The organism is Arthrobacter sp. CC3 (assembly GCF_039907775.1).
GTDB lineage: Bacteria > Actinomycetota > Actinomycetes > Actinomycetales > Micrococcaceae > Arthrobacter.
On sequence record NZ_JARCCY010000017.1, the window covers coordinates 36,027 to 57,269 of the forward strand.

At 66.2% G+C, this 21,243-nt stretch carries 18 protein-coding genes and 1 pseudogene; 9 read left to right on the top strand and 10 right to left on the bottom strand.

Annotation, left to right across the window (positions count from 1 at the left end):
- The first annotated feature begins 1,312 nt into the window (after positions 1–1,312).
- Entirely contained in the window at positions 1,313–3,280 is a 1,968-nt protein-coding gene (locus PV761_RS12035) for a carboxypeptidase regulatory-like domain-containing protein (protein ID WP_347897075.1), read from the top strand.
- Here the strand turns inward: PV761_RS12035 and PV761_RS12040 are convergent.
- Positions 3,277–3,834, bottom strand: a complete 558-nt coding sequence (locus PV761_RS12040) for a MarR family transcriptional regulator (protein ID WP_347896992.1) — start codon at positions 3,832–3,834, stop codon at positions 3,277–3,279. The two genes, PV761_RS12035 and PV761_RS12040, sit on opposite strands and share 4 nt — an antisense overlap.
- Positions 3,835–3,996: 162 nt before the next feature.
- Here PV761_RS12040 and PV761_RS12045 point away from each other — a divergent pair, with 162 nt between their 5' ends.
- A complete protein-coding gene (locus PV761_RS12045; RefSeq protein ID WP_347896994.1) occupies positions 3,997–4,227 on the top strand; it encodes a zinc-ribbon domain-containing protein in 231 nt (76 codons plus the stop codon).
- A 117-nt stretch (positions 4,228–4,344) separates the two neighbouring features.
- Here PV761_RS12045 and PV761_RS12050 read toward each other — a convergent pair whose 3' ends face one another.
- The gene (locus PV761_RS12050; protein ID WP_028271545.1) at positions 4,345–4,602 is read right to left on the bottom strand and encodes a hypothetical protein; all 258 of its coding nucleotides are present in this window, start codon (positions 4,600–4,602) and stop codon (positions 4,345–4,347) included.
- Between the two features lie 254 nt (positions 4,603–4,856).
- On the opposite strand from PV761_RS12050, the gene PV761_RS12055 reads away from it, so the two are divergent.
- On the top strand, positions 4,857–5,549 hold the full coding sequence (locus tag PV761_RS12055) for a TetR/AcrR family transcriptional regulator C-terminal domain-containing protein (RefSeq protein ID WP_347896996.1): 693 nt from the start codon (positions 4,857–4,859) through the stop codon (positions 5,547–5,549).
- 75 nt (positions 5,550–5,624) lie between these two features.
- Here PV761_RS12055 and PV761_RS12060 read toward each other — a convergent pair whose 3' ends face one another.
- Entirely contained in the window at positions 5,625–6,359 is a 735-nt protein-coding gene (locus PV761_RS12060) for a GAF and ANTAR domain-containing protein (protein WP_347896998.1), read from the bottom strand.
- A gap of 292 nt (positions 6,360–6,651) precedes the next feature.
- Here PV761_RS12060 and PV761_RS12065 point away from each other — a divergent pair, with 292 nt between their 5' ends.
- A complete protein-coding gene (locus PV761_RS12065) occupies positions 6,652–7,926 on the top strand; it encodes a MinD/ParA family protein (protein WP_347897000.1) in 1,275 nt (424 codons plus the stop codon).
- A 24-nt stretch (positions 7,927–7,950) separates the two neighbouring features.
- Here PV761_RS12065 and PV761_RS12070 read toward each other — a convergent pair whose 3' ends face one another.
- The 3 genes from PV761_RS12070 to PV761_RS12080 form a co-directional block, all read right to left on the bottom strand.
- Complete coding sequence (locus PV761_RS12070) at positions 7,951–8,706, bottom strand: NAD(P)H-binding protein (protein WP_347897002.1); 756 nt, start codon at positions 8,704–8,706, stop codon at positions 7,951–7,953.
- Between the two features lie 16 nt (positions 8,707–8,722).
- Positions 8,723–9,463, bottom strand: a complete 741-nt coding sequence (locus PV761_RS12075) for a GAF and ANTAR domain-containing protein (protein ID WP_347897004.1) — start codon at positions 9,461–9,463, stop codon at positions 8,723–8,725.
- Between the two features lie 119 nt (positions 9,464–9,582).
- Entirely contained in the window at positions 9,583–11,178 is a 1,596-nt protein-coding gene (locus PV761_RS12080) for a carboxypeptidase regulatory-like domain-containing protein (protein ID WP_347897006.1), read from the bottom strand.
- A 287-nt stretch (positions 11,179–11,465) separates the two neighbouring features.
- Here PV761_RS12080 and PV761_RS12085 point away from each other — a divergent pair, with 287 nt between their 5' ends.
- Positions 11,466–12,791, top strand: coding sequence for a DUF2079 domain-containing protein (locus PV761_RS12085; RefSeq protein WP_347897008.1), 1,326 nt, complete (start codon positions 11,466–11,468; stop codon positions 12,789–12,791).
- A 14-nt stretch (positions 12,792–12,805) separates the two neighbouring features.
- Here the strand turns inward: PV761_RS12085 and PV761_RS12090 are convergent, their stop codons facing one another.
- Positions 12,806–14,113 (bottom strand): CAP domain-containing protein, encoded by a 1,308-nt coding sequence (locus tag PV761_RS12090; RefSeq protein WP_347897010.1) that lies wholly within the window; start codon positions 14,111–14,113, stop codon positions 12,806–12,808.
- 255 nt (positions 14,114–14,368) lie between these two features.
- Here PV761_RS12090 and PV761_RS12095 point away from each other — a divergent pair.
- The 3 genes and pseudogenes from PV761_RS12095 (at position 14,369) to PV761_RS12105 (ending at position 16,964) form a co-directional block, all read left to right on the top strand.
- Positions 14,369–15,587 (top strand): annotated as a pseudogene (locus PV761_RS12095) (MFS transporter).
- Between the two features lie 78 nt (positions 15,588–15,665).
- Positions 15,666–16,289, top strand: a complete 624-nt coding sequence (locus PV761_RS12100; RefSeq protein ID WP_347897012.1) for a dihydrofolate reductase family protein — start codon at positions 15,666–15,668, stop codon at positions 16,287–16,289.
- A gap of 114 nt (positions 16,290–16,403) precedes the next feature.
- On the top strand, positions 16,404–16,964 hold the full coding sequence (locus tag PV761_RS12105; RefSeq protein ID WP_347897014.1) for a DUF1579 domain-containing protein: 561 nt from the start codon (positions 16,404–16,406) through the stop codon (positions 16,962–16,964).
- 139 nt (positions 16,965–17,103) lie between these two features.
- On the opposite strand, the gene PV761_RS12110 is transcribed toward PV761_RS12105, so the two are convergent.
- Both PV761_RS12110 and PV761_RS12115 read right to left on the bottom strand, forming a co-directional pair.
- Positions 17,104–17,715: a carboxymuconolactone decarboxylase family protein gene (locus PV761_RS12110; protein WP_028271557.1), complete on the bottom strand. Its 612-nt coding sequence runs from the start codon at positions 17,713–17,715 to the stop codon at positions 17,104–17,106.
- Positions 17,716–17,868: 153 nt separating this feature from the next.
- The gene (locus tag PV761_RS12115; RefSeq protein WP_347897016.1) at positions 17,869–19,086 is read right to left on the bottom strand and encodes an aminotransferase class I/II-fold pyridoxal phosphate-dependent enzyme; all 1,218 of its coding nucleotides are present in this window, start codon (positions 19,084–19,086) and stop codon (positions 17,869–17,871) included.
- Between the two features lie 345 nt (positions 19,087–19,431).
- On the opposite strand from PV761_RS12115, the gene PV761_RS12120 reads away from it, so the two are divergent.
- Positions 19,432–20,271: a hypothetical protein gene (locus tag PV761_RS12120; protein ID WP_347897018.1), complete on the top strand. Its 840-nt coding sequence runs from the start codon at positions 19,432–19,434 to the stop codon at positions 20,269–20,271.
- Here the strand turns inward: PV761_RS12120 and PV761_RS12125 are convergent.
- Positions 20,249–21,190, bottom strand: a complete 942-nt coding sequence (locus tag PV761_RS12125; RefSeq protein ID WP_347897020.1) for a phosphatase PAP2 family protein — start codon at positions 21,188–21,190, stop codon at positions 20,249–20,251. The two genes, PV761_RS12120 and PV761_RS12125, sit on opposite strands and share 23 nt — an antisense overlap.
- Positions 21,191–21,243: the final 53 nt, after the last annotated feature.

Below are 21,243 nucleotides of genomic sequence, written 5' to 3' on the forward strand. Positions count from 1 at the left end.
AATCGATGCCACGCTGGTGAAGGGGGCTTCCATCAGCGGCAAGGTCACCGTGCCGGCAGGAATCGACCCCGCCCGCACCTACGTCAACGTATACAGCGCAGACTCGCAATCGCTTCAGAGCTCGGGTGCCCAGGTGTTTGCGGATGGCAGCTACAAGGTGGCTGGCTTGAAAGCCGGTTCCTACAAGCTCCAGTTCTCCGCCGGAAACACCGGAGCCCTCCCGCAGTGGTACAACAACGCGGAGACCTTCGCGTCCGCGACCGCCGTGGACGTGGCAGCCGCGCAGGACGTGACCGCCATCAACGCCACCCTGGCGAAGGGCGCCACCATCGGCGGAACTGTCAGCGCTCCCGCAGGGGTCACCCTCACCGGCGTCACGGTGACGGCGTATTCGGGTGACAACATTGCCAGGTATGCCGCCAGCACCCAGGTGGGCGCCGACGGGAAGTACCAGCTGTACGGGCTTCCCGCAGGGTCCTACAAGCTCCAGTTCTCCGGATCCAACAGCGGGGCGCTGGCCCAGTGGTACAACAACGCAGCCTCGATTGAAACGGCCGCCGCGGTTAACGTGACCGCAGGCCAGGACGTGGGCAGCATCAACGCCACACTCGTCAAGGGTGCATCCATCCGTGGAAAGCTCACCCTGCCGGCCGGCATGGACGTCACGCAGATCTACGTTTCGGCCTACACCGCGGCATCCCAATCGGGCTATGTGCTCTCAGGCGCCGTGGCCGCGGACGGAACCTACCGTCTCCTGGGCCTTGAGGCCGGTTCCTACAAGATCCAGTTCTCCGCCTACAACAGCGGTGCGCTAAGCCAGTGGTACACCAATGCGGCGACGTTCGACGCAGCCGCAGCCGTCGCCGTGACGGCGGGCCAGGACATTGCAAACATCAACGCCACCCTGTTGAAGGGAGCCACCATCAGCGGAAAGGTCACCGCACCGGCCGGTATCAGTGCCTCGAGCACCAGTGTGACCGCTTACCCCTCCGCCTCGGGTGCTGCGGGGATCCCCGCAGCCAACACGTGGGTATCGGCTGACGGCTCCTACAAGCTGGTGGGGCTTCCGGCCGGATCCTACAAGCTTCAGTTTTCGGCCAACAGCAGCGGCGCCCTCTCCCAGTGGTACAACAACGCGGCTACCGCGGACGCAGCCAGCCCCGTGGCCGTCACGGCCGGGCAGGATCTTACCGGCGTCAACGCGTTGCTCGCCAAGGGCGCCACGATCAGCGGCAAGGTCACCGTACCTGCAGGAATCAACCTGGCGAACATCAGCGTCAACGCTGACAGCGCAGACGGCAAATCCATTTACATGGCATTTTCCGGTGTGGCCACGGACGGCAGCTACAAACTGGTGGGCCTCCCCGCCGGATCCTACAAAGTGAGGTTCGCCGGCAACAGCAGCGGTGCCGTGGACCAGTGGTACAACAACGCAGCGACCGCGGCCACTGCCAACGCACTGCCCCTCACTGCTGCCCAGGACCTGACCGGCATCAACGCCACGCTGGTCAAGGGCGCGACAATCAGCGGCAAGGTAGCCGGACTTTCCGTCGGCGAGCAGCACCCCGTGACTGTGCTGGACAGCGCCGGAACCACGGTCAAGGAAGGCTACTCCGATGCCACCGGCGCCTACAGCGTCACCGGCCTGGCAGCGGGAAGCTACAAGGTTGCCTTCAACCGGTCCAGCGGGCCATCCCTGGCCGAGGCTCAGTTCTTCCAGAACAAGGCCGAGTCCGCCGGCGTTGGCGCAGCCAGCTCCGTTGCGGTCACCACCGGGCAGAGCATCACCGGCAAGGACGGCAGCCTGGTCAAGGGCGGCAGCCTCAGCGGCACCGTCACGGACAAGCTCAAGGCCCCGCTTTCCGGAGCGATGGTCCAGGCATACACCAAGGACGGTTCGCTGGTGACCCGCATGGGGTTCACCGATGCGCAAGGCAAGTTCAGTGTCACGGGCCTGACCACCGGGAAGTACCTCCTGGTCGTCACTCCGCCGTTCAACAAGGCCGATCTGGGCAAGCTGTACTCCGGCAGCGTCACCACCGAAACCGCAGCAGTTCAGGTGAGTGCAACGGTTGGAACTGACAAGCCTGCGGGTGAACTGACCTACGGGACAGCAACCCCGGTGCCGGTCACGGATCCAAAGGCAACCATCACACTGGATGCGGCCAAGCCGGCGGAGGCAGCGGTGTCACTGAACAACGCGGCGTCGACGGTCTCCGTTGACTACCACGTCATTGTCAACGGGGACCTGACCCGTCCGAAGGCGACGGTTGCGGCGGGACAGAAGTCCGACGTCGTACTCACCGGGCTGGCGGCCAAGAGCACCGTCCAGGTGCGCATCTACGGCGACGGCAAGGGCACGGGAACGCTACTGGCATCGGCAACCACGCCGGACGCCCCGGTGGCGCCGGTCACGGATCCGAAGGCAACCATCACGCTGGATCCGGCCAAGCCGGCGGAGGCAGCGGTGTCACTGAACAACGCGGCGTCGACGGTCTCCGTTGACTACCACGTCATTGTCAACGGGGACCTGACCCGTCCGAAGGCGACGGTTGCGGCGGGACAGAAGTCCGACGTCGTACTCACCGGGCTTGCCGCCAAGAGCACCGTCCAGGTGCGGATCTACGGTGACGGCAAGGGCACGGGGACCAGCCTGGCCTCGGCAACCACACCGGACGCCCCGGTTGCTCCCGCGCCGGCGTTCACGGACGTGTCAACGGGCAACCAGTTTTACAAGGAGATCACCTGGTTGGCGTCCAGCGGCATCAGCACCGGCTGGACCGCCGGGGACGGCACTAAGACCTTCGGTCCGGTGCTGCCTGTGAACAGGGACGCCATGGCCGCCTTTATGTACCGCTTGCGCGGCAAGCCGGCCTTCACCCCGCCGGCCGTGTCCCCGTTCAAGGACGTGGCCACGAACAACCAGTTCTACAAGGAGATCACCTGGTTGGCGTCCACCGGCATCACCACCGGCTGGACGGACGCCGACGGAACGAGGACGTACGCCCCCGTCCAGGCGGTGAACCGGGACGCCATGGCTGCGTTCATGTACCGACTGGCCGGCAAACCCGCCTTCACGCCGCCGGCCGTGTCCCCGTTCACGGACGTGGCCACGAACAACCAGTTCTACAAGGAGATCACCTGGTTGGCGTCCACCGGCATCACCACCGGCTGGACGGCCGGGGACGGGTCCAGGAGCTATGCTCCGGTCCAGGCGGTGAACCGGGACGCGATGGCAGCGTTTATGTACCGGTACAACGCCAAGTTCGGAACTAGCTAGCGGTTCGAAGGGGCCGGCCGCGGGTGCATGACGCACTCGGGGCCGGCTCCTTCCGCGTCACGCTTAGTTACGGCGTCCGGCTCAGTTACAGGGTCGGGCTGGGCTTCGGCGCGGGACTGGGCATGCGGCGGCTCCGCGAGGTGCGCGATGTGCTGTTCGAGGTGCCGCCGCAGATCCAGCTCCACCTCAAGCTCGGGCCGGGGGAGTCCGCGCACCAGTTCCTCGGCAGTCCGCAGTACGGACCGGCCCCGGGTGGTCAGCCGGACGCTCCTGATCCTGCCGTCGCCCGCCCCGCGCTCCTTGGTCAGGAGCCCCAGGTCCTTCAGCCGGTCCAGGATCTTGCCCAGGCTCTGGGCCGTGATGCCGAGCTCATCGGCCAGGCAATTCTGGGTGGCCGGGCCCAGCTCCTCCACGCAATCCAGCGCATCGAAAGACGACTTGGTGAGGCCCAGGCCAACCAGCCGGCGGTTGATCCTCCGCTCGTCCAGGCGGGCCGCCGTCGACAATAGGCGGTGGGTGGACCATCCTGCCGGTCTGTTCTGGGCCAAAGCCATGTGCGTGTTGCCTGCCTTCCGGGCGACCGCGGCTGGGGGCACGGTGGTGGGTTTGCGTGTAAAACCTCACACCAATAGTAAGCATGATTACTATTGGACCGTAAACACCCTGGCAAACCGGTGTTTCGCCATCCCGGGTCGAGAAAACCCAGAAAGGAAGCCATGCTTCTGCTTTTCGGCCTCAAGACCGTCCTGCGGGCCCTGCCCGGGCGGCATTCACTGTGCCGTTACTGTGGCCAGTACGTGGAGCAGCATCTCGAGGAGCGGGCGTCGAAATTCACCCTGTTCTTCATCCCGGTCTTCACCATGTCCCGCTCGTACCGCATCACCTGCTCCAACTGCGGGCAGCGTTCGTCGCTTACCAAGCAGGGAATGAAGGCGCTGGCCCGTTAGCAATGGCCCGGCGGGCAATGCCCCGGTAGGCGCGGAAAAGGCCGGCTCCCGGGTCAGCCCCCAAGGCTGACCGCGAACCGGCCTTTCGTCGTCGTGCGTCTACTGTGCTTGGGTCTGCTAGACCAGAACGGGGCGGGTGGCCAGGATGTAGTCCGCGGCGGCTGCGCCGGTCATACGCAGGCGGCTGTCCGAAGACCTGATTCTGCGGCTCTTCATCTCCGACCAGAATTCCCCGGCGGTTGCCGGGGCGAACTGATTGAGCATGCACCAACTGGTGTAGAGCCCGTAGAGCTGGTCTTTCCTGAGCGATGCGTCGCCCTCCTGGTCCGGAGTGGTGGCTTCGCTGAGAAAACGGTCGATTTTTGAAACGCCCATGGTTGGCTCTTTCCGTACTGTGCGTCAAGTGCCGCCATTCGGCTACAGCAGCTGAACCTCAGATACCTGCACAAGGCCTGAGGCCTTCCACGCCCTGGATAAGCAGCAGTGACGAGGAGCATCCGGACGTTCTCAAAATGATCCCGCTGAATGCCTCTACACCGTAGACTCTAGGCGTAGACTACAGGTTAAGCAAGAGTGAACAGCCGGATGCGCACGCTCCGACGGCCATCCCCGACGTAAGGACCCCCGCCATGTCAGCCCCGCAGGACACAGATTCCAGAAGACGGCTGAACCGCGAGGCAGTCCTTCAGACCGCGCTCGAATTGGTGGACTCCGAGGGACTTGAGGCGCTGAGCATGCGCCGGCTGGGGCAAGCGCTGGACCGGGACCCCATGGGCCTCTACCGCTACGCGGCCAACCGCGCCGACCTGCTGGACGGGATCACGGAACTGGTGCTCAACGAGCTGGCGATCTTCCCGAAGGACCCCGACTGGCAGGCGCAGCTGCGCAGGATCGCGCACGACCTCCGGCTCCTGGCCCTGAGGCATCCCAACGTTGTTCCGCTGCTGGTGACACGTCCGCTGTCCACCCCGCTGGGGCTCCGTCCACTGGGGACCCTCCGGCCGCTGGAACAGATTCTGGGGCTTCTGATCGAGGCAGGCTTTGCGCCGAACGATGCCCTCCACGTTTACCGCGCCTACTACGGCTTCCTCTACGGCCACATCCTGAACGAACTTCAGGAATTCATCGTGGACCCGGACGAAAACGTGGCCCTGCTGAGGCTCGGCCTTCACCGGCTCCCGGCCCGGGACTTCCCCCACCTGCGCGAACTGGCCCCCGTACTGGCCGACTACGACGGCGAGGCGGAGCTGGATGAAGGAATCAGCATCCTGCTCTCCGGGCTCGCCGAAAGGCTGACCGGCGGGGCTGCGCTGGCTCGCTGACTGTCATGAGAGGGGCACCGGCCGCCTGTGGGGCGGCTGGTAATCAGCTGCCGGGCCGGCGTCGTGCGTTATTTCTTAGGCATCGAAATGGGTCTTGACGTCGCCGCCCACCAGGTTCGCGAGCATCTCTTCGGCCACCACGCGAAGTTTCTGGTTTCGGTGGCTGGACACTTTGGCGAGGATAGCCATCGCCTCAGCCTGGCTGCAGCGGTTCTGGCCCATGATCACCCCGCACGCCAGATCGATGGACGTGCGGCTCTCCAGGGCGGCGGCCAGGTCGTCCGCCAGCGACTGTGCTGAGCCCAGGCGGACCGCCAGCCGGACGGCGCCTCCGGCGATATCCGCAAAATCCGAGGCCTCCTGAATGACAGCAGGAGTGAAAACACCTGACTCGAACGCGAAGAAGTTCAGGGCGGCAGCGGCATCCTCGCCAAGTTCCAGCGGAACGCCCAGGGTGGCCCGGCACCCCTCAGCCTTCAGCGCCGCCTGGTAAGTGGGCCAGCGCGGGTCCGTGTCCATGTTGGCGAGCAGCACCGGCTCCTTCACCCGGAGGGCCTCGATGCACGGGCCGTCCCCGATGCGCTGTTCGATCTCGTCGAGCAGGACCGCCTTCGGACTACTTCCGGCCACCGTGAAGGTCCGGCGCCGTCGCTTCAGGGTCACCCCGCATTCGATCTTGCCGGACGTTTCACGGCTCAGCGCCCCGGCGGCCATGACTGACAGGCGCCCCAGGAACTCGGCGACATTTTCAGTGCCGATGATGAGGTCCTGAAGTTCCAGGACGCGTTCGTGCTCGGGAGAGATGGCCATGCCTCAATCTTAAGCTCGCACCCTGCCCGGGCAACTGTGAATGGCGTCTCTTCTCCCGGGAGTTGACCCGCTTATGGGGGACTTTTGGCCTATTGCGCCTAGAATTGCTCCTTGACCGAAGCCGTAAAGAGCCGTTGCACGCTTTGCCGAAAGTCCTGGGGGGACGAACATGCCCGAATCGGCCGATAAGAACGCACGCGCCACTGCACACAATGCAGGGCAGCCCCAGACGCGCCGTCGCCGCGACCTCCGTCGCCCGGCTGGTGCATCTCCGGATGCCCGGACAGGAACCATGCCCGCCGCTGCCACACCGAACAACAGCCGGACCGCACCCACCCGGCGGAGTTCCTGGGCCGAAGCGGCAGCCGTCGCGGACGCGCAGGCAGAAACTGAAGCCCAGGCGGAAACCGGCTCCGAGCCCGGTGCCCCGGCCTCCGCCACTGTCCAGGCCCGAGTCCAGGAACCAACGCCGTCCCCGGTTCCGGCCGCGGCTCCCGCCCGGCCCGCCGCGCAGCCCGTGGCACAGCCGGCCGCGCCGCCCGCCACCACGCGCAGGGGCGCCGTACCCGCGGAACCCAGCACACCGCCGTCGAACACTACCCGCCAGGCCGCCAAACTGGCGGCGGCGGACGCACCCGTCTCCGACTTCATCACCTCACCCGGCTCCTTTGTCCGCGAACAGAAACCGCGCCCCAAAGGCGGTTTCCGCGGCGCCCTTTTCGCCCTGACCGGCGGAGCGATCAACCTGGGCCCGGGCCCCCGCCAGCGTGAAGAGGACGAGCTGGGCCGGCGCATCTCGCGCCAGCTGCAGGGCAGCTACAACACGGCGGTGCTCAGCCTCAAGGGCGGCATCGGCAAGACCTCCACCACCGTGGGCGTGGGCCTGACCCTCGCCGAATTCCGCGGCGACGCCCCCTGCGCCATCGACGCCAACCCGGACTCGGGCGACCTCGTGGAGCGTGCCCTGGGCGAAGGCATCTACCAGCAGTCCAGCCCGCGCACCATCACGGACCTGCTCAAGAACATCGACTCCGTGGACTCCCTCACCGCGCTGGCCCGCTACATGCACCACGCCGGCCGCCTGCACCTGATCGCGGGGGAGCAGGACCCGGAAGTGTCCGACTCGCTCACGGCTGAGGAATACCTCCGGATCCGCAAGCTCATTTCCGGCTACTACTCCGTGGCCCTGACCGACTGCGGCACCGGAGTGACGCACAACGCCATGAGCGGGATCCTGCAGTCCGCGGACAACCTGGTGATCGCCGCCGGCTACGCGGTGAGCGGCGCCAAGCGTGCCCGCAGCACCCTGCAATGGCTCGCCAGCCACGGCTACGAGGACCTGGCCCGCAATGCGATCGTGGTGATCACGGACAAGGACGAGGTCTCCTCCCGCGTGGACAAGGACGCCATCGAGGAACACCTCGCCGGCATCTGCCGGCAGCTGATCGCCGTCCCGCACGACCGCGGAGTGGCCGACGGCGACCTGGTCACCCTGGACGTGCTGAAGCCGGAGACCCGGCGCGCGTACAAGGAGATCGCGGCCGCGATTGTGGACGGGTACGTGTAGGTTTTACGGCGTGGGCCGCGTCTGCTACTTGGGGGCGGACGGTTGCGTGTCCAGCCACTCCCGGAACGTCTGGCGTCCGACGGCGGCGCCCGGCTTCGGGATCAGGTCGCCGTTGCGCATGGCTTTGCCCATGGAGCCGGGGACAAAGATCTTCACCGCCCGCTTCCGCCTGCCGGTCCGCTTCAGGTAGGCGCGGACCAGGGCGGCGAGTTCTTCATGGCGCGGACCGCCCAGGTCCGCCACCCTGCCCTGTGGCCCTGCTTCCGCGGCATCCACCAGTGCCTCTGCCACCTCACGCGCCGCCACGGGCTGGGTCCGCATCTGCGGAACGAGCACCAGCGGGCCCAGTGAAGCCACGCTGACGGTCAACGGCACAAACTCGTGGAACTGCGTGGACCGCAACAGGGTCCACGGCACGTCCCCGTGCCGGACGGTGTCCTCCTGCACCAGCTTTCCCGCGTACAGCCCCGACGTCGCCCTGTCGATACCCACAATCGAGAGGGCAACATGGTGCCGCACCCCGGCCTTCTTCCCGGCAGCCAGCAGATTCTGGGTGCTGTTGGTGAAGTAGTCCACGGCCTTCTTGGTGGACACCGCCCGGGGGCCGGACACGTCGATGACCGTCTCCACGCCGCGGAGTGCCTCGTCCAGGCCGCGGCCGGTGACCAGGTCCACGCCGTCGGCGCGGCTCAGGCTCACCACGTGGTGCCCCCGGCCTTTGGCGATGCTGACCACATGGCGGCCCACAGTTCCGGTTCCCCCGGCAACGGCGATGTTCATATCGTGCCTCCTTCGCTCACCTCCGGCGGGTGAGGATTTCCCCGCTGCTGGTGAGATGGTCTGCGACGTCCCTGAGCTTGATGTTCGATTCGGAGCTCGCCTTGGTCAGGACCAGGAAGGCCTGCTGGGGAGTGATCTTGAACCTTTCCATCAGGATCCCCTTTGCCTGGCCGATCAGGTCCCTGGTGTCCAGTGCCTGGGTCAGCTGCTCGATTTCCTTGGCATCGGAGAACGCGATGGCGGCATGGGCAGCCACGAGGAGGGCGATCTGTTCCGATTCCTCGTCGAAGACGTTCACCTCATCGCCGTAGAGGTTCAGGGCACCGAGTTTGTCCCCCTCCACGAAGAGCTGGATGGAGAGCATGCTGCGGGCGCCGATGTCATAGGCCGCCTGGGCAAAATCCGGCCACCGCATGTCCTTGCTCAGGTCGGGCACCCGGACCACCCGCTGGTCATACGCGGCGTCGAGGCAGGGACCCTGGCCACTTTCGCTTTGCAGCGCGTCCACCCTGAGGGGAAGTTCACCCGACGCGGCCCGGGACTGGATCTCGCGGCGGCCGATCACCAGGCTGACGGAGGCCTCGGTGACGTGCGGGATCAGTTCCCGGGCGGCGTGGACAATGATGGCCAGGATCGCTTCAGTGTCCTGCTCCTGTTGCAGCTCACGGGCAAGCTCACTAAGCCGGCCGGCCAGTCCGCCGCCGAGGTCAGCTGGCTGTTCAACCGGTTCACGCGTGTTGGCGGACTTCGATGTCATGTCTCGTCCTTAAATCGTCCTAAAGCCGGGAACTGCGAAGACGTGCTCCGCGATACTTCTGATCGTAGTCCGCAAAGGGCCGGCACGAGAGAGGTCCCCGGGGAGGATTCGATCCTGGGCTACACCGGGGTGAACTTGGATGCGAAGCGGTACATGAACGCCGCCATGGCGTCCCGGTTCACTGCCTGGTACGGGCGGAAGGTCTTGGTCCCGTCCGCTTCCTTCCAGCCGGTGGAGATGTCCTGGGCGGCCAGCCACGTGATCTCGTGATAGTACACGTTGTCCTTGGCCACATCCGTGAACGGCGAGGCAGCCGGCGGATCAAAAGCGGGCCTGCCGGCGAGGCGGTACATAAAGGCGGCCATCGCATCACGGTTGACCGGCCTGCTCGGACCGAACGTCCGGGTGCCGTTGCCGTCAACCCAGCCCGTGGAAACGTTCCGGGCCGTGAGCCAGATGATCTCCTTGAAGAACATGTCGCTCGGAGCGAGGTCCGCGAACGGCGAGACGGGCGGCGGCCAGAAATCCGGTTTGCCGGCCAGCCGGTGCATAAAGGCGGCCATGGCGTCGCGGTTCACCGGCCCCAGCGGACGGTACGTCTTGGAACCGTTCGGTTCAATCCAGCCGGTGCTGATGCCCTGGCCCGCGAGCCAGTTGATCTCCGCCTCGAACTGGGTGCCCGGGGGAACGTCGGCGAACACCAGCGGCGAGGCGGGGGCAGTGAGGAGGATGTTTTCCGTCAGCCCCGAAAGGACCTGCCCGGCCTCCACCGTCAGCACGGGCGACTCCACGGACCAGTCAGTCTGGCCGTACCACTGCGGCTCCAGGCCGTCCGCTTCAAAGAGGAGCTTGTACGTCCCCGGCGTCACATGCCCGATATCGAAGTTTCCGCCGGCATCCGTCCGGGCGCTGGGAACCCCGCTGGACCCGTCCTGCGGATTGGCCGTGACGAAGACCCCTGCCGGCGAGATGCCGTCTGGGACCGTGACCGTGCCGCTGATGGCCCCGGCGGCGGTGAGTGACTGGTCCACGTTGTTGATGCCGCCGAGGTGGGGGACCTCCAGCACCTTGGCGGCGGCCTCGGTGGACCCGCCGTAGTAGGTGCTGACAATGCCGCCGCCGGCCCGGTCCTGCGAGGAAAAGGACAGCTGGTACCGGCCGGGCGGGAGGCCCCTCAGCGTGTAGCTGCCGTCGGCCCGCGCATACACCGTGGCGGAATGCAGGTAGCTGGTATGGCCCGTCTCGCTGGCAACAATCCTGACCTTGGAGGCGTCCACGCCCGACGGTACGGTGAGCCGGCCGCTGATGAAAGCGCCGTCGTCGAGCGTTGCCGAAACACCGCCGACGCTCTGGCCGGCTGCAACCGTGATGCTGGTGGCCTGGCTGAACGTGGCACCGTTCTTGTACCACTGCGGGGCGGGACGGGCGCTGTCCGGGCTGGGCCACGACTGGTAGTCAAAACGCACCGTATAGGACCCGGCGGCGAGTTCGCCGAAACGGTATGAACCGTCCGCGGAAACGCCGATCTGCCGGGAGTAATTGGTCCCCGAAATTGCCACGTACGCATTCTTCACATCCGCACCCCGGGGAACGGATAGCGTGCCGCTGATGGAGGCTTCGACTGCCGCGGTGGCCACCGGCGCCGGTGCCATAAACAGCAGCGGCAGAATCACCGCGAGGATTACCGGCCCCAATGTTTTGGGCCGCCCGAGCATTTTCAATTGTTCCCCCAGAGAATGAATCCAAACGGCACCCGGAAAAGTGCAAGTGAGCGAAGTCTATTCGGGCCGGATTAACATGTCGAACAAATGCTTCCTCCAGCCGTTCCATGCACCGCGCGGCGTGTCAGGCCAACCCAGGATCGGGCCGCCGATATGCAGTGAACTCGGGTTAGAGTCGTTTCCGTGATGAACATCTTGTCTGGCCTGTGGCCGCTGTGCAGCCTGCCACTCGCCTAGAGCCAGCCCGCCGCGCTCACGCTCTGTGGATAGCACCGGGCGCCGTGGCAGTTATCGTCGCCGCGGCGTACGTCGTGTTCGCAGCGTGGCAGTGGTCGCGGTTCACGGTGAAGTCGTGGGACCTGAGCATTTTCGCCCAACTCCTCGACCGGTACGCCACGCTACAGGTGCCGATTGTGACGGTGAAGGGTGACGGGTTCAACCTCCTGGGTGACCACTTCCACCCGTTGCTGGCCATCCTCGCTCCGGTCTACGCTGCCTTCCCCCACGCCTTCACCCTCCTCGTGATCCAGGCGCTGTGCTTCGCAGCTGCCGCAGGCATCCTCGCCCGCGCAGCGCAACGACGCCTCGGCCTAGCGGCGGGCATCCTTCTTGGGATCGCATTCGGGCTTAGCTGGGGATTGCAGTACGCCGCGGAAGCTCAGTTTCACGAAATTGCCCTCGCCGTTCCTCTCCTCACCGCCAGTCTCGTCGCTGTTCTTGAGAGCCGGTGGTGCGCGGCCGCGATCTGGGCAGCACCCCTGGTGTTCGTGAAAGAAGACCTCGGGCTTACCGTGGTCGCAATCGGCCTTCTCATCGCCTATCGTGTCCGCAAACCGATCGGTTTCTGGCTGGCCGTGTGGGGGTTCGGCTGGTTCGCGCTGACCACCCTGGTCATCCTGCCTCTGCTGAACCCGAAGGGGGCATGGGCATATGCAGGCAATGCGAACCCGATGGCCATCCTGTCCGACCCCGCTTCGCTCTTCAATCCGTCCAAGGGCGAGACTCTGCTGCTGCTCATCGTGTTCACCGGAGGGTTGATAGCAAGGTCCCCAATTGCGCTCGTGCTAGTTCCGACGTTGGCATGGCGGTTCCTGGCCACCAATGACGGCTACTGGGGGCCCACCTGGCACTACAGTGCGGTCCTCATGCCGATCGCATTCGTCGCCCTCCTCGACGCGATCGATCGCGGACCCGATAGCCGCTGGGCTTGGCTGCGCACATATACCTCCCATGGTGTCGCCATCGCGATCACTGCAGCAGTCGTGCTTCAACCGAGTCTTCCGCTGCGCACCATCACTGACCCGAAAGCCTGGACCAGGCCCGCCCGGGCTGATGCCGCCGCGGCCGTGCTCGCCCCCGTGCCGGCGGGGGCGAGCGTTGAGACAGACATCGGGCTGATGAACTATCTAGTCGATGACCACGACGTGTACTGGATCGGCAACACGAACCCCACCCCGGACTGCATCCTCGTGGACCGGATTGCCGGAGGCATTCCCAAGGAATGGGGCAACCTGAAAAAAATTGCTGAGCGATTGCACCCATCCACCGACTACGCCGTCACTCACGAGATCGAGGGCTATGAACTCGCCTGCCGCATCGACCGTTAACGACCCACGCTGACCTACATGCTGTACAGGCGGTACATGAAGGCCGCCATAGCATCGCGGTTGACGGAGTTGAACGGACGGTAGGTGAACCTTCCGTTTCCTTCGTCCCAGCCGGAGGAGATGCCCACGGAGGCAAGCCAGGTGATCTCCTTGTAGAACTGGGTTGAGGTAGTCACATCCGCGAACGGTGAGGTGGCCGGGGGAGTGAACGCGGGCTCGCCCGCCAGACGGTAGAGGAACGCCGCCATGGCGTCACGCTTCACGGTGGTCAGCGGACGGTACGTGTACTGGCCATTGCCTTCATCCCAGCCGCCGGAGATGCCGTACTCCGCCATCCAGTTCATCTCCTTGTAGAACTGCGTTCCGGGAGCAACATCATCGAACCACGAGTAGTACGGCGGGGTGTAGTCGGGCTGTCCTCCCAGGCGGGCCAGGCGGAACATGAACGCGGCCATCGCGTCGCGGTTGACGGGTGTCACCGGGCGGTACGTGGTGGTGCCGTTCACGTTCCAGCCCGTGCTGATGCCCTTGCTGGCGAGCCAGTTGATTTCGCCCGCGAACTGCGTTCCGGCGGGCACATCCGCGAACGGCCCGGAAATTTCGGATCCGCCGTTCAGGAAGTCCGCAGCCGTGGTGTAGCTGCCGGCCGGGGCAACCTCGAAGTTGAAGAAGTTGACCGTGCCCAGGAGGTACACCTCATTCTGGACGCGGGCGATGCCGACGCCGATGGTGGTGAAGCCGGGGTCGCTCATGATGGCATTGTGCGGGGCTGAAGCGATCCACTGATCCACCAGGCCGGCTCCGGAGTAATCAGGGCGGCCGGCGATGATTTCCGCCGCCATGGTCCAGCGGCCCGCCACCCGGGGATCCGTGTGGAAGCCGGGGTTGTGTCTGAAGCCGTTGATGGCCATGTTGTCCGACCAGTCCTCGGCCATTTCCGACACCGTGGCATTGAACGTCACTGCCTTCAGGCCCTTGGTGGCGCGGAAGGCATTGATGGCGTTGAAGACATCGGTGATCTGCTGGCTGTTCGTCCTGTCGATGCTCCCACCGGCAGGCGTGGCCCCCTCGGTGATGGCACCGCGTTCGGTGACGGCGCCGCTGCCGGCGGCGGGTGCCTGACCGGCGTCGAGCGCCTTAGGAGCGGGTGCCGGTGCGACCGCAGGGGCTCCCACCTGCTCGCCCTGGGCATTGGACGTTTCCGTACCCGGTGCCACCGGAGCCGCAGTGGCTGCCGTGCCGCCCACAAAGAAAGTGGCCGAAAGCAGTGCGGTGCAGGTGAGGGCGGCTGCGGCCTTTGTTGCAGTTCTGGTATTCCGCAACGAGCGCAGACTTGTGGTGAATAGGTGCAATTGATTTCTCCCCGTTTAGACATTTGAGCCGGGGGAAAATGGTGCAGCGATGAGACCTCCGGTAGCCCCCAGTATTCGCTGGCCCCGGAAGCGCAGCGACATGCAAAGAATGCCACAGACATTGCGGCCAAACAATCAAATTCCATTCCGCCACGAAAATCCGTATTGCGAGTCCTGTAGTCGGGCCGGCGGCCACCCGGGCCGGGCCTGCATAGGATGAAAGGGATGACCTCCGCACAAGCCACCAAACCCTTCAGCCTCCGCAGCATTGCCGTCCCCGCGTTCGGGCCTGCGCTGCTCTTCTGCATCGGTGAGGGAGCCGTGCTGCCGGTGGTGGCGCTTTCCGCGCGCGGCCTTGGCGCGTCCGTGGCGGTGGCCGCGCTGATTGTCACGCTGATCGGGCCTGGGGTCGTGGTTCTTCAACCTGCCGGCCTCCCTGATCACGCTCAAATTCGGCGAACGCTGGTCCATCGTCGGCGCCGCGGCGGCGGGTGCCCTGGCACTGACGGCGGCGGGGCTGTCCTCGGTGATTCCCCATGGACTGTGGCTGCTCGCGGTGGCGATGATCGTCGTCGGAATGTCCGCTAGCGTCTTCAGCCTGGCCAGGCAGAAATACCTGACCGAAGCGGTGCCGGTGGCCTTCCGCGCCCGCGCCCTGTCCACCCTGGGCGGCGTGAGCAGGATCGGCATCTTCATCGGGCCGTTCGTGGGCGCCGGCGTGATGCAGTTTGCGGGCATCAGCGGCGCGTACTGGGTGGGGGTGGCGGCCATGGCAGCCGCCGCCGTCCTGTCCGTAACCATCCCCGACCTGCCGGCTGTGGGCGGTTCGGGCGACGCGCACCGCGGCCCGGAGCCCACCATGCGCGGCATCGCCAGGTCCCACGCGGGCGTGTTCCTCACCGTGGGCGCCGGCATCCTGCTGCTCAGCGCCCTGCGCGCCTCCCGGCAGGTGGTCATCCCGCTGTGGGCGGACAACCTGGGCATGGACGCCACGCACGCCTCGCTGATCTACGGACTCTCCGGGGCGATCGACATGCTGGTGTTCTACCCGGCCGGCAAGCTCATGGACCGCAAAGGCAGGCAGTGGGTGGCCATCCCGTCCACGGTGATCATGGGCATCGCGCTGATGCTCATCCCGCTGACGGGCAGCTTTGTGGGCCTGCTCCTGGCCGCGCTGCTGATCGGGTTCGGCAACGGCATCAGCTCCGGCCTGATCATGACCCTCGGCGCCGACTTCTCCCCGGACCGCGGCCGCGGCCAGTTCCTGGGGCTCTGGCGCTTCATTGCCGACGCCGGCGCCACCGGCGGTCCGGTGCTCCTCTCCGGCGTCACCGCCGCCGTCTCACTGGGGGCCGGCGTGTGGGCCACCGGCGTACTCGGGTTCGCCGCCGCCGTCGTATTTGCCATCACCATTCCACGGCTAAAGCACCGCCGCAACTACTGACATCACAGAGCCCCGTGTGCCAGCCTCGAAGTGATCCCGTCGCCGGGGCGACGACGGGCGGCAGAGGAGGAACACGGCATGGGACTGATCCATATTGACTTGTTCACGACGCTCGACGGCGTGGCGCAGGCGCCCGGCGGCCCCGAGGAGGACGCGGCAGGCGGCTTCGAATTTGGCGGCTGGCAGGCACCCCTCATCGACGAGGTGGTGGGCGGGCAGATCCAGTCCGGGATGGCGGGGATGGACGCGCTGCTGCTGGGGCGCCGGACCTACGATATTTTCGCCGCGTACTGGCCGCACCAGAACGGTGAGATCGCGCGGCTGTTCAACAGCATCCCGAAGTACGTTGCCTCGCGCCAGGCGCCCGCCCTCGAGTGGGCCGACTCCACACTGCTCGGCCCTGATGTGGCGGCGGGCGTGAGCGAACTGCGCGACCGGCACCAGAACATCCACGTGATCGGCAGCCTCAACTTCGTGCAGACCCTGTTCGCCGAGCGGCTCTTCGACCGGCTCACGCTGTGGGTGTATCCGATCCTGCTCGGCAAGGGAAAGAAGGTCTTCGCCGACGGGGTGGTTCCGACCAACCTCACCATCATCGAGCCGGTGGTCGTCTCGCCGAAGGGTGCGGTGCTGCATCGCTACGCGCTCGCCGAGGGCACGCCCGGCGTCGGCGATATGTCTGAGGTCGAGCCGGAGGGCTAGGGGGTTCGTTGGGGGTTCCTTGGCGGTCGCTTTGGGGTTCCTTGGCGGCGGTGCGGGCGCCGCGCTGGCGTGGCGCCACTAGCGGTGAGGGCGGATCCGGGACAGACTGCCCGTATGAAAATTGTCGAAGTTTTGGCGCCCTTCACCGGAAGCTGGCAGGGCCACAACCGTTTCCGGTTCATGCCCACGGATGAGTACCAGGAATCAGTGTCGGCCGCGACGGTCGCCGTGACGGCCAAGGACTACGTGACCATCGAGTACACGTGGTCGCACGAGGGCCAGCCGCAGAACGGCCTGCTGCTCCTGGGCTCAGGCCCGGCGGACTCGGGCCCGGCGGACTCGGGCCCGGCGGGTGACGCCAACGCGGCGGGCGAGGCGACGGCGGCAGGCGAGGCGCCGCCGTCGGACTCCCACGCTTCCGGAACGGGCGCGACGGCGGTGTGGGTGGACTCCTTCCATGCGGCGCCGCAGTGGCTCACCCTGTCCGGGACCATCGACGACGACGGCGTGGTCCGGCTGGCCTGCACGTATCCCGCCCCGGAAGGTCCCGACTGGGGCTGGCAGATCCACGTCGAGCCCGGCAGCGGCAACGGCGGACGCATCACCATGCACAACCTGGTTCCGGGATACGACCCGTACCAGGTGGTCGAAGCCACGTACCGCCGGCAGGGTTAGTTAGGGCGCGCGCCATGGAGTCCATCAGGGCACTCGTCGCCTCCGCCGAACACGAATCCCGGCTGCCCGACGGGGAAGACGAGCGGTTTTCCGGTTACGGCCTTGGCGTACGCCAAAGGAACGGGCGACGGCGGCCGGTTCAGTCGTCCCGGTGGCGGGGCTTCGCGGCGGCTCCGTACTTCGCCAGCGGCGCCAGCAGGGCGCTGCGGAGCTGCGGGGAGAGCTTGGTGGGAACGTCCACCTCGGCCGCGATGGCCTGCAGCACGCGGCTCAGGTAATTGCGGGCGCCGGCCGCGAGGGTGATGTCCAGGATTTCCCGGTCGGTGAAGCCGTGGTCCCTGAGCTCCAGCGTGTCCGAGTCCGTCATGTTCACGGCGTCGGTGCTGATCCGTTCGGCGTACTCCATCATGGCCACCTCCGCCGGTGACAGCCCCGCGTTGTGGTAGTCCCGGGCGATCTGAATCAGCTCTTCCTCGTCAATGGCACGCAGTGCCTTCAGCCCGTGGGCAAGCCGGCAGTGGGCGGATCCGAGCGCCTGGGCGGCGGCAAGCGTGACCAGCTCGTAGCGCCGCAGATCCATGTTCTGGGTGATGGCGCTGATGAGCGCCTCGAACGCCAGGTACGCTTCCGGGTTCACCGCCAGATCCTTGGCATGCTTGGCGACGTAACCGCGGGACCGGAGCTCGTCGTCGTAAATCTTCGCCTTTTGGCCGAACGCCTGGCTTTCGGGAGTGGTGGCGAATATGGACATGGGCGATCCTTCTTCCGGCTGGGGCCACCCGCGCTGCACGGCGGCGGGAGCCCTGACAGCGCCGGTGCGGACACCTGCGATATTCCTCCGCGACCAGCGGTGAGTCAACACACGGCCCGGCGTGTTCGACCGAACGGCGGGTGCATTCCGCCCCTACCCGACTTCCGCGAACCGGATTGCCTCTGCGAACACGGGCAGGCTGCGTTCCACCATGTCCTCGTTGGCGGTCAGCGAGATCCTGAAGAACCCTGGTGTTTCAAACAGGACGCCCGGCAGCACATAGACGTTCCGGGTGGCCAGGGTTTCGGTGAAGGCTTCGTCGTCGGGCACGGGCGAGTGCACAAAGAGGTAGAACGAGCCTTCCGGCCGGTGCAGCTGGTAGCCCATCCCGGTCAGTTCCTCGTAGAGGCGGTCCCGCTTCCGCTGCAGCTGCCCGACGTCGATGGTGAACGTCTCCAGCGCAGGCAGCGCGTATTGGAGCAGGGCGTTGGGGTAGATCCAGCCCATGGCAACCTGCAGGGCGCTCAGGATCTCGCGCAGGCCCTCCCGGTCCGGCATGGTGGGTGGCAGCGCCAGGTACCCCACGCGCTCGCCGGGAGCCAGGTGCGTCTTGCCGTAGGAGTATGCCAGCAGCGTGTACGGATAAAACTCGCTAGGGCTGTGGAAGCGGGCGCCGTCATACACAATCCGGTTATGGGCCTCATCGGACAGCAGGTAGATCCGACGCCCGTTCCGCTCCGAGGCGAGTTCCAGCATCGCGGCCAGCTTCACCAGCAGTGTCTCCGGGTAGATCCGGCCCGTGGGGTTGTTGGGCGTATTGACGATCACCACCCTGGTCCGCGGCGTAATGGCGGAGGCAATGGCCATCAGGTCCAGGTCGAACGTCTCGGGGTTGATGTGCACTTTAACCGGCACCAGTCCGGCCTCAACAATGATCGGTTCGTACAGGAACCATGGCGGCAGGCTGTAAAGCACCTCGTCGCCAGGATCCGCCACGGCCTTCATTGCCATGGCGATGGCCGTGAAACCGCCCGTGGTGAGCATGATGTCCTCCGGCTCGAAGGGCAGTTCGAGCAGGCGCTGCAGCGAGTGGGCCGCGGCAACCTGGGCTTCGGCGCCGTTCGTCTTGTACGCAAACCAGCTTTCGTTCCGGGGTTCGAGCTGGTCCCGCAGTGCCGAAACATACGCCTCCTGCGGCATTTGGTGCGGATTGCCCAAAGTGAAGTCGCAGATTCCGGGGTTGTGCTGGCGGCCGGCATGCGTACGCAGGAATCCCTGCACCCTCAACAGTGACGGAATCGACGCAACCGCCCTGGCCCGGGCCGGGAAATCCACGCGGGTGGAGAGCTTGGAATCGTAGATGCCGGCCATGAAAGCAACCCCCTGGATAAGCAGTACGGAAGGCAGCTCGCTGCTGAGCCAGTGGAGGCTGTTGTGCGATTTATTCTGGCCCCCGCCGGCGGCAATGTAAATGGGACAGAACTCCGCCGCGCCATACCAATCAGGCACCCGGCAGGTCAACACTCGTTTTCCGCTTTTCGCTACCTGCCTCAACTTCCGTAAAGTAGGGGGCGGACCTCGGCGCTCCTTGTGCGCGGTCCCACGGGTTGACCGGGAGCTGGGCTCGATCAACTGCGCATCCCACCCGAACGCGGCCTTCGCTGCGCCATGCCTGCCCCCGATCCAACCGGGCCGGCCAGACCCAGGAGTATCGTTTTGCTTCAGATCAACCTTGTTGCCGCCCTCGCGGCACTGCCCCTCCTGCTGGGCCTCGGCACGGCCCCCGCCGCGGCACCGGTTTCGGCCCCCGCCGCGGCCGCGCCGACGGCGGACGTCCAGTCGGGCGTCCAGGCGGCAGCGCTGCAGCCGGCGTCAGCGCGTCAAGGCGCAGCGCGCACCGACTCAGTCCAGGAGGCGAAGATGCAGCCCGCCAAGGTCCGTCCGCCCGCCACCGGCACGTCGGTCAAGGTAGTGGACACCACAGCCGCGATCTCTGATCCCGCCTGGTTCAAAAAAGCGTACGACGCCGGGATCCGGCTTTACGTGATGCACTCCACCGCCTGGGGTACTTGCGACCCGTGGTCCAGGACCCAGGCCCAGCTGAAGATGGCGCTGGACGCAGGCCTGAAGATCGCCGTCTACACGCGGGACGCCACCTGCTGGCGGGGCGGCATCACCGCCGCGGGACCGTATGCGGCCCAGCTTCAGTTCTTCGCCCTGGACGTTGAGCCGGGCAGCCCTCCGGTGACCCGCGAGATGGTGGACGGCGTCCGCAGCATGGGCGTGCGGCCGGTCATCTACAGCGGCAGCGGCATGTGGCCGGACCTCATGGGCAACAGCACGGCCTTCGCCGACGTGCCGCTCTGGGACACCAACACCGCCACCAACCTCAACTACTCCACCTGGACGGCCGACTACCTCGCGCCCGCCCCCGTGCAGTACGGCGGCTGGAACACCGCCAGCACCATGCGGATCGGCATTCAGCAGAAGTTCGAGCACAGCCTCAACGGCGTACCGGTGGACCTGAACTCCTTCAACGCCTCGTTCCTGAACTAGCCGGACTGTCACCCGCCCGCCGTCGTGCGGCAAACGCGAACAGAGCGGTGGTTGCCACAGCGGCGAGGTATCCGGCCACCACGATCAGCGAGATGCCGCCCCAGAAGTAGCTCGTGCCGCTGCCGCCCTCGCCGGGCACGTAGCGGGTGAGCAGGAACGCAGCGGCCGCGGCAAATACCAGGCAGATCAGGCCCGGCAGCCGCAGCCACCAGCGCGACGACGCCCAGTGCCCGCCGAAGCCGTCCCACACGTTCCAGGCGTTCCCGGTGCGGATGATGAGCCAGCCGGCCGGGATGACGAAAGCGCCCACCAGCAGGAAAGCCGCAATTACGTCGGCCGGGCGGTGCCACTGGTTCACCACGGTGGACACCCCTGAAATGATCGCGAAGCTGCCACCCGCAAAACCTGCGAACGGCCGCCACCGTGGTGACGCCATCAGGAAGACCGCGGCCGCGGCGGAGGCAGCGAGCGTGGTGTGGCCGGACGGCAGCGAGTTCAGCTCCAGGGTTTCCACGCCGCGAAACGGCCGGTCCGGCAACAGGGCCTTCAGGACCTGCGTGGCGATGTTCGCGCCGACGCACGCGCCAACGGCAATGCCGGCGGCACGCCAGCGCTTCCGGATCACCGTGACGAAGAGGACGACGACGGCGCCCACCACGAGTGACACCGTGGGCAGCCAGTCCAGGAACCTGGTGGCGGCCTTCCCGGTCGGCCCGTGGATGGCCACGGCCTCCACCAGCGCGGATTCGTCAATGTACTGGCCCGTGGTGGTCCGGACGAAGAAATAGTATGTCGCGATCAGGCCTGCCACACAGGCCAGCGTCGCGAGGATGCACAGCACACCCAGCGCCGCGTCGCCGCGCACCTGCCCGGCGGGCCGCCGTCGTCGGGAATCTCTAAGGTGGGAGCTCATCACCATCAGCGTCCCACAGAAAGCTGCGAACAGGCCGGAGGCCGGTGCTGGACCGGGGG